Below are 13,564 nucleotides of genomic sequence, written 5' to 3'. Positions count from 1 at the left end.
AACATCGCACCCTTTTGCATTCCAGGCCACCCATGCAGGATCCGCCCCCCGCCCCCGCCGTCCGCGTCTGCGCCTCCTCCGACCTCGCCAATGGCGGCCTGGGCGTGAAGATTCCCGTGTCCGACGCCGCAGGCCGGACCACCGCGTTCTTCGTGCGCTACCAGGACCGCGTGCATGGTTACCTGAACCGCTGCGCCCACGTGGGCGTGGAACTGGATTGGGAAGGCAGCTTCTTCACCCGCGCCGGCGACCTGATCATGTGCGCGCGCCACGGCGCCACCTACCAGCCCGACACCGGCCTGTGCGTGGGCGGGCCCTGTAAGAATGGCCGCCTGACCGTGCTGGCGGTCGAGGAACGCGACGGCGCGGTCTATTGGCAGCCGGCCGGCAAGATCCGTCCTTTGGAAGACGCGGCCGACGACTAGCCCCGCATGCCCAGCCATCCATTCACTCCCACATAGATGCCCACGGCGATGATCAGCAGGCTGGAGAGATAGGGAGCCCGCTGGGCGACTGCGCTAAACCACGGAGCACGCTTGTTGACTTGGCGTACGCTTAGCGCCGCCACGGCACCGACCGTCACCAGCGTGATGGCCAGTCCGATCGAGAAGCACAGCACCAGCACCGCTCCGAGCGTGAATTCCTTCAATTGCAGGCACAGCAGGAGCACCGTAATTGCCGCGGGGCAAGGAATAAGCCCGCCGGTCAGGCCAAACAGGGCAATCTGCCAGTTGGTTACGTTCCGGTTGGCGAAGCGCCGCCGGATGTCATTGGCGTGCGCAAGCTGGTGGGCGTCCTGATACCCAACGCCCGCGACGTCCAGTCCTCGCGGCCCTTCATGGCGATGATCACGCTGGCGTTGATCTGGCTCCGTGAATGCGACGGCATGGCTGTGGGCATGCCCGTGGTCATTGCGATGGTCATGGTGATGATGGTCGTGGCTTGCGCCATGCTGATCACGCCAGGTCCGCCAAAACATCCATGCAGCGATCAGCACGATGATCACCCCGGACGCCAGCTGGAAATATGGTTCCAGTTCCTCCGCAGCGACTCCGCGCCAGAGGTACAGGCCGCCCAACCCGATTCCCCACACAATCAAGGTGTGCGAAATGGTCGCGGTGATTCCAAGCAGCACAGCCTGCCACACGGTCCCTCTGATCGCGACGATGAACGCCGCCATCATCGTCTTGGAGTGGCCGGGCTCCAGCCCGTGTAGAGCGCCCAGCAGGATGGCGCTGGGAATAAACAGCCAGGCATGCGTAGCACCCTGGGCAATCAAATCGGAAAACGACAGCATGGATGGCGTTCTTAAAGGTACTTGGTGATTTCTTTGAATTCGTCTATCACGCGCTGTCTGTCCTGGTCCAACTCGCCCACCGCATCCTGCAAGCAATGGTCAATATGGTCTTGAATGAGGATCTTCTTGGCCTGGGCAATCGCACGCTCGACCGCATGCAACTGCTGGGCCAATTCAAGACAGGGACGATGTGCTTCCATCATTGCCAGGATGCTGCGCAAATGGCCTTCTGCTCGCTTGAGGCGCTTGGCGACGGCATCGTGATGATGATGAGGATCGGGTTTGTTCATGGAGCCATCATATCCCCTCCGGGAGGATATGATTAAGGAAACCATGTCGTCGATCGGGGAAAGGGAGTATCGGTCTGTAGCGATATCTACATGATTGCAGAGATAGCAATGCTTTCATATTCTGCTCCCCATGGACACGCCACTTGCCTCCTCTTGGCTACTGCTTATCGTCAGCCTGCCCACCAACGGCGCCACGGCGCGCATGCGCATCTGGCGCAAGCTCAAGGCGTTGGGGTGCGCCGCCTTGCGCGATGGAGCCTATCTGCTGCCGGCGCACGCCGAACAGGCGCTCCAGCTGACGGATCTGGCCGCCGAAACGAGCGAAGAAGGCGGTCAGGCTTGGCTGCTGCGGGTCCAGTCCCAGGACAATGACGAGTCCGCCTCGTTCCGGGTCCTGTTCGACCGTTCGGCCGACTACGATGTTTGGCTGGCGGAACTGGCCCAGGCGCGCCAGACGCTGGCTGAGTTGAAGGCGACTGAGCTCAACCGCCTGTTGCGCCGCTACGAACGTAGCTATCAGGCGTTGCGCCGCATAGATTTCTTTCCGGCTGAAACGTCGCTCCGCGCGCAGGCGCAGCAGCGCGATTTCGCCAATGCGATCGAATCCCTCCTGTCGCCCGGCGAACCCCACGCATCGGGGGGCGGCATAGCGCGCCGCGATCCCATGAACCATCGGGGACGCCTCTGGGCGACCCGACGCCATATCTGGGTTGATCGAGTTGCCTGCGCGTGGCTGATCCAGCGCTTCATTGACCCTTCCGCGCGCTTTCTGTGGCTGGAAACCCCGGCTGACTGCCCGGCCGACGCCCTGGGATTCGATTTCGACGGCGCCACTTTCACGCACGTCGGCGATCGGGTGTCGTTCGAAGTCCTGCTTGCCAGTTTCGGTTTGGAGGAGAATCGCGGCCTCGCGCTGTTGGGAACGCTGGTGCATGCGCTCGACGTGGGCGGTGCCACGGTGCCGGAAGCGGCGGGCTTTGAAGCCATCCTGGCTGGCGCTCGCAAACGCCTGTCCGACGACGATGCTTTGCTGCTCGAAGCCTGCACCGTACTGGATTCCCTGTACGCCCATTTCTCCGGCGGGCGTAAGACCTGACTGTCCTCTGTTCAAGAGCGCAACCATGAATCCGTCCCAAGAATCCGCCTGCGACAGTGCGGCAACGCTTGTCGCGCAACCAACCTATACCCTCAGGCAACTAGTCTGGTATTTCATCCGGCTAGGGGCCCTGGGCTTTGGGGGGCCGGTTGCCCTGGCCGGTTATATGCGCCGCGATCTGGTGGAGGGAAGAGGCTGGATCGCCGACGGCGACTACAAGGAAGGTTTGGCGCTCGCCCAGCTCGCGCCAGGTCCTCTGGCCGCGCAGCTCGCCATTTATCTCGGCTACGTGCATTACCGCGTTCTTGGCGCCACACTGGTGGGGATCTCCTTCGTCCTGCCGTCGTTCTTCATGGTCGTTGCCCTGGGGTGGGCATATATGCGTTTTGGCGGCCTGGCCTGGATGCAAGCCGTGTTCTACGGCGTGAGCGCTGCGGTGATCGGCATCATTGCCATCAGTGGCTACAAGCTCACTACCAAGAGCGTGGGCAAGGACAAGCTGTTGTGGGCCATCTATCTGGCGCTAGCCGTCGTCACCGTCATCACCGAATCCGAAACAGCTTGGCTGTTTCTGGCGGCCGGCCTGCTGGTCTGGTTTTGGCGCGCGCCGCCCAGATGGGTAAAGTCCGGTCATCTGTCGGCGGCGGCAGCGGTATCCGTGCCGGCGGGGGCTACGCTGAGCACGCTGGATTGGCCGCTGCTCTGGCAGATCGGATTGTTCTTCGCCAAGGCGGGAGCTTTCGTCTTCGGCTCCGGGCTGGCCATCGTGCCGTTTCTCTACGGCAGCGTGGTTACCGACTTCCACTGGCTCAATGACAAGCAGTTCGTCGATGCAGTGGCGGTCGCCATGATCACGCCGGGACCCGTTGTCATCACGGTCGGCTTCATCGGCTACCTGGTCGCGGGCTTGCCCGGAGCCGGTGTGGCGGCCTTGGCCACCTTTCTGCCTTGTTATCTGTTCACCATCATCCCGGCGCCGTACTTCAAGAAGTACGGAAAACTGCCCGGCATTCTCGCCTTCGTTGATGGCGTGACGGCCGCTGCGATCGGCGCCATCGTGGGCGCAGTCATCGTTATCGCCCGGCGCACGATCGTCGATGTGCCGACATTGCTGTTGGCAATGGCTGCAGTGCTGTTGCTGCTGTGCTTTAAAAAACTTTCGGAGCCGATGATCGTTGCTGGCGCGGCGATGATCGGCCTGGCGGTTTATCCGCTGCTGCACTAAGTGCTTCTCCAGGAGTTCATCATGCAATGGATCACTCGTGAACGGCCCAAGATCGACCGCATCGCCTGCCCATGGCTAATCGCCCGGTTCATCGACGAAACGCCAGAATTTCTCTACGTGCCGGCGGGGGAAGTTCTACGCATCGCCAAGGAAACCGCCGCTATTCCCTATGACATCCCTGGCGTGGAACTTTCCCACGTTGGAGAGTTTTGCAGCTTTGACGCTTTCCTCGATAAGTACGGGCTGGCGGACAACCCGGCGCTGCAGCAAATGGCCACCATCGTTCGCGGCGCCGACACCTCGCGCCTGGACCTGACACCACAGTCAGCCGGACTGTACGCACTGTCGCTGGGCTTGTCGCACTTGTACGCCAACGACCACGTCATGCTCGGCCATGGCATGGTCATGTACGACGCCTTTTATGCCTGGTGCCAATCGTGCCAAGGAGAAACGCACCGCTGGCCACCGCTCATGCCGATGGCATAAGGGGCCATTCCAGCCGAACCACTGCGTCTTTGCGGAGACCCTCATGCAAAGCATATCCGTTCCTGATATCTGCTGGGCGGAATAGCGGCCTGGCGCTCGGTCGGGCAGCGTGTGGAACCCATCACGGAGTAGCTTTTGAAGCAGCACGCCTCGGCCGGACTTTCTCGCGCTCAAGCTTGCACCACCGCGGCTTCAGCCGGCGCCTGCCGTTCCGCGTAGCGGCGCGCCAGCACCGCGCAGACCATCAGCTGCATCTGGTGGAAGATCATCAGCGGCAGCACCACCACCCCCATCTGCGAGGTGCCGAACAGCACGGTGGCCAGCGGAATCCCCGAGGCCAGCGACTTCTTCGAGCCGCAGAAGACCAGCGTGATCTCGTTTTCCTTCGACAGCCCCAGCTTGCGGCTGCCCCAGGTCGTGACCAGCAGCACCGTGCCCAGCAGCAAGGCGTTGACCAGCACCATGGAGGCCAGGTCGATCGGCGGGAACGCGTGCCAGATGCCCTGCGCCACCGCCTCGCTGAACGCCGTGTAGACGGCCAGCAGGATGGAGCTGCGGTCCACTTTCGACAACGTGCGGTTGTTGCGCTGGGCCCAGGCGCCGATCCAGGGCCGCAGCAGGCTGCCCACGGCGAACGGCAGCAGCAATTGCAGCAGGATGCGGCCGGCATCGGCCAACCCGTGCCCGCCGCCCTGGCGGTGCAGCAGCACCGCCACCAGCAGCGGCGTCAGCACGGTGCCCAGCAGGTTGGACGCCGTGGCCGCGCAGATCGCGCCCGGCACGTTGCCGCGCGCCATGGAGGTAAAGGCGATCGACGACTGCACGGTCGAAGACAGGGTGCAGACGAACAGCACGCCCAGCCACAGCGACGGCGTCAACAGATTGGGGAACAGCGCCCGCAGCCCCAGGCCCAGCGCCGGAAAGAGCACGAAGGTGCAAGCCAGGATCAGCGCATGCAGGCGCACGTCCTTCACCCCCGCCACGATGGCATCCGTGGACAGGCGCGCGCCATGCAGGAAGAACAGCAGCGAAATGGCGATGTTGCTGGCCACGGTCATGAAGGCCGCGCCCTGGCCCACGGCCGGGAAAAAGCTGGCGAAGACCACCGTGGCGATCAGGATGAGCGTGAATTGGTCGGGCAGGAAGCGGCGCATGGCAAAGGTTTCCGTACAGGTTGCGGAAAACTATAGGCGCGCCTCTTGCCATCGTGAAGACCACTAGGTACTTTAACTGTCATCGGAATCTTCTATGACCAGGCCGCCATGCTCAATCCCCTCTGGCTCAAGACCTTCACGGCCGCCGCCGCCGCGCCCAGCTTCACCGAAACCGCCCGACGGCTGGGCCTGACCCAGCCCACGGTCAGCGAGCACATCCGCCAGCTGGAGCAGGCCCTGAACCGCCGCCTGTTCCAGCGCGACACGCACTCGCTCGCGCTCACCAGCGACGGCCGCAGCCTGCTGGTGCATGCCCAGATCATCCTGGACGCGCACGAACGGGCCGAGCGCCTGTTCGACGCGCCCCGCCTGCGCGGGCGGGTGCGCCTGGGCACCTCGGACGACCTGGCGATGGGTCCCCTGCCCGACGTGCTGGCCGCGTTCCGGCTGGCCCACCCCGAAGTGGAACTGGACCTGACCATCGGCGTCACCAGCGAGCTCTACAAGCTGCTGGACGACAACGGCCTGGACGTGATGATAGGCAAGCGCCGCAAGGGCGACCGCCGCGGCCAGACCCTGCACAAGGAAGCCCTGCTGTGGCGGGCCAAGGAAGGCCTGCGCGTGGCGCCCGGCGAGCCGCTGCCGCTGATCCTGCTGCGCGAGCCTAGCGTAACGCGCAGCCTGACGCTGGACGCGCTGGCCCGCGCCGGCCGCAGTTGGCAGATCGTGTGCACCAGTACCAGCTACGCGGGCTGCCAGGCCGCCGCCCGCGCCGGCCTGGGCATCACGGTGCAGCCCTCGCATCTATCCACCGCGGGGCTGGCCGCGCCGGCGGGCGCGGCGCAGTTGCCGGCGCTGCCTCAGGTGGAATTCATCGTGATCTCGGCGCCCGCGCCCAACAAGCCCACGCGGGCCCTGACCGAGATCCTGATGCGCAGCATGCTGACCTGAGGCTTTTTCCCTACTGCGCCGCCGAGCGGGTGTGCTGCACGCGGCCTTCCAGTGGCTGCGGCTGCTTGAGCAGGTTCAGGATCGGGCACCATTGCTCCACCGCTTCGTGCACGGCGCGCACTGCGCTCTCGTCGGCCGGCGACACGATGTGCGCGGTATAGCGGATGTTGTGTGGAAAGAACGGCACCTGCTCATAGCCCGGCTTGCCGCCGCGCGGATCCAGGTACCCTTCTATCTCCACCAACAACGACTCCAGCGGCAATTCAAGTTCTGCCGCTTTGATCAAAAAGATGTGCGTCAGGCAACTGCCCAGCGATCCCAGCAATAGCTCGGGCGAACTCGGCCCCAAGTCGTAGCCCGCGAAATCGGCAGGGCTGTCGCTAACCACCTGGTGATCGCGGATCCGAATGCGGCGCACGCCGCTGCGGCCTTCGGCGCTGACCTGCGCGCGCAATTTCACAGGCGTCACGGTCTGCGGATCGCGCGCGTTGCGCCTCAGCACCGCCTGGCGTTTCTGGCCCAGATACTCGTTCAACGTACTCATGTTGCAGACCTCGCTTGGAGTTGTTAAGTGCTAGGACAAGCGCCGCGCCTAATGCTCGCGACGCGCATCCGGAATGGCGATGGGCGCACGATCCATCGCCTGCAATAGTTGGCCCAGCCCGCCGGCCGTCGTGCCCTCCATCCGCCCTCCCGGCCCGCACACCTCGTCCGCGCTGGTCCAGGCCGGGGCCGCCCCCGGCAGGCGGCGCGCGCGCAGCCAGCCCCGGCGGTCGACCATGAACTGCGCGCCCGCCAGTTCGTCAGGCGGCACGCCCGCTGCCAGCGCATAGGCGTTCCAGGCGCCTGCGCCGGCCGCCACGCAATCCGCATTGACGTCCTGCGCCCCGCCTCGCGTCAGCGCCACGCTAAGCAGCCGCGGATCCTGCGGTTCCGCGGGCGCGCCCGGCGCATGGGCCATCACACGCAGGGGCAAACCACGCAGGCCGCTGAGCCGAGTCGCCCGACCATCACGGCAGACGATTTCGACGACAGGCGCGGCCACCGCAGGCATGCCGCTGCCGCCGCCGGCCCCATAGGCCCGCAAACGCAAATGGTCCAGCACCTGCCATATCTCCCCAGCGGTCAGCGTTGCGCCGAACGCGGGCATCGCGGGCTTGCCGGCCGGCTCCTGGCCGCCATGCGCGATGCGCCAGTGCAGCTCCCCTTCCAGCCGGTTCTGGAACAGGGCCGGTCCCAGCACGCTGGGCCACACTGGCAGGCTGGCCGCAAGCTCGCCCCGTCCATCGGCTGCCGCGCCATGGCATGCGGCGCAATGCGCCTGGTACAGCCGCCCGCCTTGCAGCAGGTTGGCGTCGGAGAACGGCAGCGGTGAAAGCTGATAGGAGGAACTGTGCGCCTCGGTCAGCAGCATCTGCGGACGCGGCCAGTCGGTCAGCAGCGCCAGCGCGGCGGCGGCGCTCAGCCATGCCAACCGCCGGCGTTTGGCGAACAGCGCGCCGCACAACAGCGCCAACGCCGTCGCCGACTGCGCCAGCGCCAGCCACAACTGGCGCCAGGTATGCGGACTTACGGGCAGGTCCGGGTCATAGCGCCAGGCGAACGGCCAGTACGTCAATACCGGAGCCTGGACTAGCGAACGCCAGCCCGCAGCGGCCAGGGTCAGCGCCAACGCGGCGAACCCAACTATCAGCAGCGCTGCCATGCGCCGCCGGCCCGGCCGCGCCGCGCGAGCGGCATCCGCCGGCCGGCGTCGCGCGATGCTCACCACGTCGCGTCCAACCCCAGCAAGGCCAGCGCGCGATGGCGCAAGGCCGCCAGGCGCGGATCGCCGCGATGCCTGGGGTACGGCAGGTCGTTGACGATCTCGTCCTTGATTCGCGCCGGCCGCTCGCTCAGCACCACGATGCGCGTGGCCATGAACAGCGCCTCCTCCACATCGTGCGTGACCAGCAAGGCCGTGTAGCCTTCGCGCTGCCACAGGTCCACCAGTTCGGACTGCATGGCGATGCGGGTCAGCGAGTCGAGCTTGCCCAGCGGCTCGTCCAGGATCAGGATGCGCGGATCGTTGACCAGCGCGCGCGCCAGCGCGGCGCGCTGCGCCATGCCGCCGGACAGCTGGTGCGGGTAGGCCTGGCCGAACGCCTTCAGACCCACGCGTTGCAAGGCCTCGTCCACCCGGCTGCGCTGCGTCTTCAACAGCCCACGCGCCTGCAGTCCCAGGGCCACGTTGTCCCAGACCGTTCGCCAGGGATACAGCGTGGGATCCTGGAACACCACGATGCGCGAAGGCGAAGGTCCCTTGATGGGCTCGCCGTCCGCCAGCAGACCGCCTTCGGCCGGAGGCTCCAGGCCCGCGACCAGGCGCAGCAGCGTGGACTTGCCGCAGCCGCTGGGCCCCAGCAAGGCCACGAACTCGCCCGGCTTCACGTCCAGGTCTATGCCGTCCAGCACCGGCAAGTCCGCGCCATCCAGGTCGAAGTGATGGTTCACGCCGCGCACGGCCAGCGCGGCGCCGGATGCTTTCTGCTTTTCAGAGACGGCCGCCGCTACCATTTCACGACTCCCTTCTGCCAGGCCAGGAGGCGGTCACGTCCCAGGAACAGCAAGGTGATGAGGCCCGAGAACACCAGCGCCATCACAATCAACGCGCCGTACATATTGGCGTAGGAGGCCCAGCCCTGGGCCCATGACAGATACCAGCCCAAGCCGGATTTCACGCCCATCATCTCGGCCGCCACCAGCACCGAGAACGACGCGCCCAGACCCATGAACAGGCCCACGAATACCTGCGGCAAGGCCGCCGGAATCGCCACGCGCAGTACCAGGAACCATTCAGTGGCGCCCATGGTGCGCGCCACGTCGTAGTACGCTCGGTTCACGCCCGCCACACCCGACCAGGTCAGCACCGTGACCGGAAACCAGGTGGCCAGGGCGATCAGGAAGACCGCTGCCGACCAGCTCGACGGAAAGAAGAAGAACGCCATCGGCAGCAAGGCCGTGGACGGCACCGGCCCCAGGAAACGCAGCACCGGATGCACCCAATAGCCCAGGGCGCGCGACCAGCCGATGGCGACCCCAGTCAGAAAGCCTGCGGCGGCGCCCAGCAGAAAGCCGTTGGCCAGCAGCCACAGCGAGTTCGCCAGGCTGTCGGCCAGCCGTTTGTAGTCGGTGGCGTAGACCTCGATCAGCGACTGCGGCGGCGCGAAGAACGGGCTGGGCAGGAGCGCCAGCTTGGCCGTCGCGATCTCCCAGGCGCCCACCGCCACGGCCAGGGCCGCGAGCCAGGGGCCCGCGCAGTGCAAGGCGCGCACTGCACGCAACTGCCCCGCTCCCGGCACTGCCGCCAGCAACAGCAGCAACGCCAGCGCCAAGGCCGCCGCGCCGAATTCTTGCGTATAGCCCCAGGACGAAAAGCCGACTTCCACATTCGGCCATGACAGCGTCACAGCGCCCACGCCCGCCCACAGGACGGCGGCCACGATGCCAGACTTCCACAAGCGCCGGTCGCGCGCAGGCGGATTCGCGCCCGCGGCCGGGGCATGCAATACGTCAGCCGAGGACATTGGGCACCACCACTTGCGCGTACTTGTTGACGTCCAGGCCCGCGCTCAGCACCTTGATTGTCTTCAGGTCCTTGGCGTAGCCCACGATCTCCTCGCGCAGCGCCGCTCCGGTCGACGCGTGCCCGTGGCTATGGCTGCGCAGGATCGCGGCCACGCGTTCGGCCGGCACCTTCCCGGGCACATAGGGCGCGAAAATGCGCGCGGTCTCGTCCGGGTTGGAAGCGGTCCAGCGCTGCGCGTCGATCACCGCGCGCGCAATGGCTGCCGCGGCCTCGGGATCCTTGCGTACCAGGTCGCCGCGGAGGCCCAGCACGCAGCAGGTGCGGTTCTCGTAGTCGCCCTCGATGTTGGTGGCGATCTCGCGCAGCTTGTTATCCTCGCGCAGCGTGTAGATCAACGGATCATCGCCCGCGATGGCGTCGACCTCGCCCTTGCGCAGGACCTCGCCAAACAGGTCTTGCGGATACTGGCGCCAGTCCACCGATTCCGGCTCGATGCCCAACTGCGCCACGCGGATCGCGAAGAAGTTCTTCACCGGGCTGGCCTGGTCAGACACCGCCACGCGGCGTCCCTTCAGATCGTTGACGCTCTGGATCGGCGAGTCTTGCGCCGTCAGCAAGCGCATGCAGCCGCCATGCGTGCCCACGGCCAGCTTGACGTCGAAGCCCTGCTCCAGCGGCTTCAACCAGCGCAGCGCCATGCCGATGCCGCCATCGGCGTGGCCGGTGGCGATCGCCTCCAGCAGCTGATCGGTGGAGCCGCTGAAGTTGATGCGTTCGACCTTGAGGTTGTATTTGTCGAAGAAGCCGCGCTCCAACGCCACCGACACAGGCGACTGGCAGACCGCGGTCTGGCTCCATGCAATCTTGAAAGTGCGCGGCGCCGCATTGGCAGCCAGCACGCGCGAGCCCAGCATGCCCAGCGGCGCGGCAAGGCCCGCGGCGCCTGCCGCGCGCAACAGCGCGCGGCGCGAGATTCCCCGCGTGGAGATGGCGCGGGAATGGACGTTCGTATTCATCAACCTTCCTTTTGAGCAGACCGTGAATGGCGATGTTTGCCATGCGGCATCATCGGCCTGCGCTCAGGGGTTCGACAAATACAAAGTCGGGATAACAATATGGGCGGCGCACCGCCGCCCAGGGGCAGGGCTTACTCGGGCAAGTGATCCGGAACACCGTCCTCGTCGACCAGCTTGATGCGGTCCAGCGCGTTGCGCGCGGCCGACATGGCCTCGACCGTGCTGCGGAAGCGCCGGCTGATGAAGATCTCGAAGGCCTGGGTGTCCGGCTCGGCGTCCTGCACGTCTGCCGGCGCGGCGTCAGCCGGTTGCGCTTGCGCGTCCGCCTGGGCCGCGGCCTGCGCGTCCCGTTCGGCCTGGCTCAGCTTCTTCGGCAGCCGCCGCGTTTCGATGAAAGCGCGCGGTGGCACGCGCCCCTCGGGTTGGGTCGCGTACGCGAGCACCGAAAATCCGTTGATGATCTTCTCAGCCATTGCGGTTCCGTGTGGCCGCGTCCAAAAAAGGCGCGGTTCCTTGTTACCGACTACGGCCCGCCGCAGGGAAACTTAAGCCAGCGCCGCCTGGCGCGTGCGCACGTACGCCGCCACCTGCTCCAGCACGTCGGACAGGTCGGCCTGCAGCGGCGCGAAGCCCGCATTGCGCTCACGCGTGGCCTCGTCCATGTACAGCGGACGGCGGATTTCCACCTGCAGGCTATGGCGGTTCAAGGCCGGCTGGCCGATCTGCGCGATCAGCTGCACGCCCTTGTATGGGTCGTTGCGAGCCACGGTATAGCCCTTGCCGCGCAAGGCCGCCTCGATCAGGGCGATGAACTCAGGCTCGCAGGTCGTGCCGTCGCGGTCGCCCAGCACGAAGTCCGCCAGCGGATGCTCGCTCTGGCGGCCCAGGCGCTCGTAGGCGTCGTTGGGCATGGAATGAAGGTTCAGGTGCCAGACCGCGCCGAAGCGCTGCCGCACCTGCTGGATCGCCTGCGACAGGGCCGCGTGGTAGGGCTCGTAGTACGCCTGGATGCGGTGGCGCACTTCGGCCAGCGTCAGCTTGCGATCGTAGATCGGCGTGGTCCGGTCCATCCTGCGCCAGATCAAGCCCTTGCCCAGGCGGGTCTTTTCGCCCGGGTCCAGCGGTTCGGGCCAGGGCTGGGCCAGCAGCTCGGGGTCCAGATCCTGCAGCGTGCGGTTGGGGTCGATGTAGACGCGCGGAAAGTTCGCGGCGATCAGCGTCGCGCCCAAGGCCGGCGCCGCCGACCACAACGCGTCCACGTGCGTGTCCTCGCCCTGGCGCAGCTGCGCCAGGGTGGCCGCGGCGCCGAAATCGTCCGGATAACGCTCGCCGCTATGCGGCGAATCGCAGACCAGCGGCAGGGCCGGGCCGGTGGGCTCGTGTACGGAAACAGCGTCGAAGTCGGCGTGGGTCATCGTCAATCAGCCTGAATATTGGCAGTCTTGGCAACCTTGGCATAACGGGCCAGGGCCTGCTGGATCTGCGCCTCGAACTCCTGGGGCGTGGTGCGCACCAGCGTACCACCCACTTCCTCGGCCTTCTTGCGGAATTCCGGGTCGTCCTGGGCGGCGCGCACTGCCTTGTTCAGGCGTTCGATCACGGCCGGCGGCGTGCCGGCGGGCGCCACCAGGCCGAACCAGCCGCCCGTGCCCATGTCGGGGTAGCCCAGCTCGATGTAGGTCGGCACGTCGGGCAACAGCGGCGAGCGTTCGGCGCCCAGCACGGCCAGCGCGCGCAGCTTGCCGCCCTGCACCTGCGGCAGGGTCGAGGACAGGTTGTCGGTGATCGCATCCACCTGCCCGCCCATCACGTCATTGAGCGCAGGACCCGCGCCGCGATACGGCACGTGCAGCAGCTTGATGCCGGACAGCATCATGAAGTTCTCGATGTTCACGTGGCCCAGCGACCCCACGCCCGGCGAGGCGAAGCTGTAGCGTTCCGGCTGCTTCTTGGCCAGGGCCACGAATTCGGCCATGTTCTTGGCCGGGAGGCCCGGGTTGATCGCGAAGATGCTGGGTACCGCGACCACATTGGCCACCGGCACGAAATCCTTCACCGGGTCGTAGTTCATCTTGCGGAACACGGCCGGGTTCGAGCCGTGCGTGCTCATCGTGGCCATGCCGATGGTGTAGCCATCGGGCGTGGCGCGCGCCACCTGCTCCATGCCCATGGAACCGCCGGCGCCGGCCTTGTTCTCGACCACGATGGTCTGTTTCAGGTCGCGGCCGGCGTACTCGGCCACCAGGCGCGCCACGATGTCGGTCGAACCGCCGGCGGCGAACGGCACCACCAGCTTGATGGGGCGGGCGGGATAGTCGGCGGCTTGGGCGATGCCGGCAAAGGTCAGCGTGGCGAACATGCCGGCGAGCGCGAAGCGCGCGGACCGGCCCAGAAGGCGGCGGGACATGGGGATGACTCCGGAAGTTGAAGGTCAAACGACAAGGCCGCCAGTGTCCGAACTTTACGGTCCCCTTTCAAACG

The 13,564-nt window shown here is 66.1% G+C and carries 16 protein-coding genes; 5 read left to right on the top strand and 11 right to left on the bottom strand.

The window, feature by feature from the left end:
- The first annotated feature begins 32 nt into the window (after window positions 1-32).
- Entirely contained in the window at window positions 33-425 is a 393-nt protein-coding gene (locus IPU70_RS25480) for a Rieske (2Fe-2S) protein (RefSeq protein WP_207471690.1), read from the top strand.
- Here IPU70_RS25480 and IPU70_RS25475 read toward each other — a convergent pair.
- Window positions 422-1,297, bottom strand: a complete 876-nt coding sequence (locus IPU70_RS25475) for a nickel/cobalt efflux transporter (RefSeq protein ID WP_207471688.1) — start codon at window positions 1,295-1,297, stop codon at window positions 422-424. The two genes, IPU70_RS25480 and IPU70_RS25475, sit on opposite strands and share 4 nt — an antisense overlap.
- Window positions 1,298-1,308: 11 nt before the next feature.
- Complete coding sequence (locus tag IPU70_RS25470; protein ID WP_207471680.1) at window positions 1,309-1,587, bottom strand: metal-sensing transcriptional repressor; 279 nt, start codon at window positions 1,585-1,587, stop codon at window positions 1,309-1,311.
- Window positions 1,588-1,717: 130 nt separating this feature from the next.
- On the opposite strand from IPU70_RS25470, the gene IPU70_RS25465 reads away from it, so the two are divergent.
- Genes IPU70_RS25465 through IPU70_RS25455 form a run of 3 tightly spaced genes read left to right on the top strand, consistent with a single transcriptional unit; the run spans window position 1,718 to window position 4,394 of the window.
- Window positions 1,718-2,683, top strand: coding sequence for a chromate resistance protein ChrB domain-containing protein (locus IPU70_RS25465; RefSeq protein ID WP_207471671.1), 966 nt, complete (start codon window positions 1,718-1,720; stop codon window positions 2,681-2,683).
- A gap of 25 nt (window positions 2,684-2,708) precedes the next feature.
- Complete coding sequence (locus IPU70_RS25460) at window positions 2,709-3,908, top strand: chromate transporter (RefSeq protein WP_207471669.1); 1,200 nt, start codon at window positions 2,709-2,711, stop codon at window positions 3,906-3,908.
- Window positions 3,909-3,929: 21 nt separating this feature from the next.
- Window positions 3,930-4,394 (top strand): chromate resistance protein ChrB domain-containing protein, encoded by a 465-nt coding sequence (locus tag IPU70_RS25455; RefSeq protein WP_207471666.1) that lies wholly within the window; start codon window positions 3,930-3,932, stop codon window positions 4,392-4,394.
- 170 nt (window positions 4,395-4,564) lie between these two features.
- On the opposite strand, the gene IPU70_RS25450 is transcribed toward IPU70_RS25455, so the two are convergent.
- The gene (locus IPU70_RS25450) at window positions 4,565-5,548 is read right to left on the bottom strand and encodes a bile acid:sodium symporter family protein (RefSeq protein ID WP_207471659.1); all 984 of its coding nucleotides are present in this window, start codon (window positions 5,546-5,548) and stop codon (window positions 4,565-4,567) included.
- Window positions 5,549-5,656: 108 nt separating this feature from the next.
- On the opposite strand from IPU70_RS25450, the gene IPU70_RS25445 reads away from it, so the two are divergent.
- Window positions 5,657-6,499: a LysR family transcriptional regulator gene (locus IPU70_RS25445; RefSeq protein ID WP_207471657.1), complete on the top strand. Its 843-nt coding sequence runs from the start codon at window positions 5,657-5,659 to the stop codon at window positions 6,497-6,499.
- Window positions 6,500-6,509: 10 nt separating this feature from the next.
- On the opposite strand, the gene IPU70_RS25440 is transcribed toward IPU70_RS25445, so the two are convergent.
- The 8 genes from IPU70_RS25440 to IPU70_RS25405 all read right to left on the bottom strand — a co-directional run bounded on the left by IPU70_RS25440 (window position 6,510) and on the right by IPU70_RS25405 (window position 13,490).
- Window positions 6,510-7,043 carry an OsmC family protein gene (locus IPU70_RS25440; protein ID WP_207471655.1) on the bottom strand — a complete coding sequence of 178 codons (534 nt, stop codon included), beginning with the start codon at window positions 7,041-7,043 and terminating at the stop codon, window positions 6,510-6,512.
- Window positions 7,044-7,091: 48 nt separating this feature from the next.
- Window positions 7,092-8,204 carry a c-type cytochrome gene (locus IPU70_RS25435; protein ID WP_207471653.1) on the bottom strand — a complete coding sequence of 371 codons (1,113 nt, stop codon included), beginning with the start codon at window positions 8,202-8,204 and terminating at the stop codon, window positions 7,092-7,094.
- Between the two features lie 59 nt (window positions 8,205-8,263).
- Window positions 8,264-9,055, bottom strand: coding sequence for an ABC transporter ATP-binding protein (locus IPU70_RS25430; protein WP_207471651.1), 792 nt, complete (start codon window positions 9,053-9,055; stop codon window positions 8,264-8,266).
- Window positions 9,049-10,065, bottom strand: coding sequence for an ABC transporter permease (locus IPU70_RS25425; RefSeq protein WP_207471649.1), 1,017 nt, complete (start codon window positions 10,063-10,065; stop codon window positions 9,049-9,051). The genes IPU70_RS25430 and IPU70_RS25425 overlap by 7 nt, the downstream gene beginning before the upstream one ends.
- Window positions 10,052-11,083 (bottom strand): ABC transporter substrate-binding protein, encoded by a 1,032-nt coding sequence (locus IPU70_RS25420; protein WP_207471647.1) that lies wholly within the window; start codon window positions 11,081-11,083, stop codon window positions 10,052-10,054. Before IPU70_RS25420 ends, IPU70_RS25425 begins: the two co-directional genes overlap by 14 nt.
- A gap of 131 nt (window positions 11,084-11,214) precedes the next feature.
- Window positions 11,215-11,556, bottom strand: coding sequence for a hypothetical protein (locus tag IPU70_RS25415; protein ID WP_207471645.1), 342 nt, complete (start codon window positions 11,554-11,556; stop codon window positions 11,215-11,217).
- Between the two features lie 72 nt (window positions 11,557-11,628).
- Window positions 11,629-12,498 (bottom strand): N-formylglutamate amidohydrolase, encoded by an 870-nt coding sequence (locus IPU70_RS25410; protein WP_207471643.1) that lies wholly within the window; start codon window positions 12,496-12,498, stop codon window positions 11,629-11,631.
- A gap of 2 nt (window positions 12,499-12,500) precedes the next feature.
- Complete coding sequence (locus IPU70_RS25405) at window positions 12,501-13,490, bottom strand: tripartite tricarboxylate transporter substrate binding protein (RefSeq protein WP_013392954.1); 990 nt, start codon at window positions 13,488-13,490, stop codon at window positions 12,501-12,503.
- Window positions 13,491-13,564: the final 74 nt, after the last annotated feature.

This window comes from Achromobacter sp. SD115, assembly GCF_017355315.1.
GTDB classification, from domain to species: domain Bacteria; phylum Pseudomonadota; class Gammaproteobacteria; order Burkholderiales; family Burkholderiaceae_B; genus Achromobacter; species Achromobacter xylosoxidans_B.
This window is presented reverse-complemented; position numbering and strand designations above follow the sequence as displayed.

Bases quoted from the DNA above. Each gene is read 5' to 3' on its own strand.
- IPU70_RS25480 (WP_207471690.1), top strand. From the start codon at position 33: ATGCAGGATCCGCCCCCCGCCCCCGCCGTCCGCGTCTGCGCCTCCTCC.
- IPU70_RS25475 (WP_207471688.1), bottom strand. From the start codon at position 1,297: ATGCTGTCGTTTTCCGATTTGATTGCCCAGGGTGCTACGCATGCCTGG.
- IPU70_RS25470 (WP_207471680.1), bottom strand. From the start codon at position 1,587: ATGAACAAACCCGATCCTCATCATCATCACGATGCCGTCGCCAAGCGC.
- IPU70_RS25465 (WP_207471671.1), top strand. From the start codon at position 1,718: ATGGACACGCCACTTGCCTCCTCTTGGCTACTGCTTATCGTCAGCCTG.
- IPU70_RS25460 (WP_207471669.1), top strand. From the start codon at position 2,709: ATGAATCCGTCCCAAGAATCCGCCTGCGACAGTGCGGCAACGCTTGTC.
- IPU70_RS25455 (WP_207471666.1), top strand. From the start codon at position 3,930: ATGCAATGGATCACTCGTGAACGGCCCAAGATCGACCGCATCGCCTGC.
- IPU70_RS25450 (WP_207471659.1), bottom strand. From the start codon at position 5,548: ATGCGCCGCTTCCTGCCCGACCAATTCACGCTCATCCTGATCGCCACG.
- IPU70_RS25445 (WP_207471657.1), top strand. From the start codon at position 5,657: ATGCTCAATCCCCTCTGGCTCAAGACCTTCACGGCCGCCGCCGCCGCG.
- IPU70_RS25440 (WP_207471655.1), bottom strand. From the start codon at position 7,043: ATGAGTACGTTGAACGAGTATCTGGGCCAGAAACGCCAGGCGGTGCTG.
- IPU70_RS25435 (WP_207471653.1), bottom strand. From the start codon at position 8,204: ATGGCAGCGCTGCTGATAGTTGGGTTCGCCGCGTTGGCGCTGACCCTG.
- IPU70_RS25430 (WP_207471651.1), bottom strand. From the start codon at position 9,055: ATGGTAGCGGCGGCCGTCTCTGAAAAGCAGAAAGCATCCGGCGCCGCG.
- IPU70_RS25425 (WP_207471649.1), bottom strand. From the start codon at position 10,065: ATGTCCTCGGCTGACGTATTGCATGCCCCGGCCGCGGGCGCGAATCCG.
- IPU70_RS25420 (WP_207471647.1), bottom strand. From the start codon at position 11,083: ATGAATACGAACGTCCATTCCCGCGCCATCTCCACGCGGGGAATCTCG.
- IPU70_RS25415 (WP_207471645.1), bottom strand. From the start codon at position 11,556: ATGGCTGAGAAGATCATCAACGGATTTTCGGTGCTCGCGTACGCGACC.
- IPU70_RS25410 (WP_207471643.1), bottom strand. From the start codon at position 12,498: ATGACCCACGCCGACTTCGACGCTGTTTCCGTACACGAGCCCACCGGC.
- IPU70_RS25405 (WP_013392954.1), bottom strand. From the start codon at position 13,490: ATGTCCCGCCGCCTTCTGGGCCGGTCCGCGCGCTTCGCGCTCGCCGGC.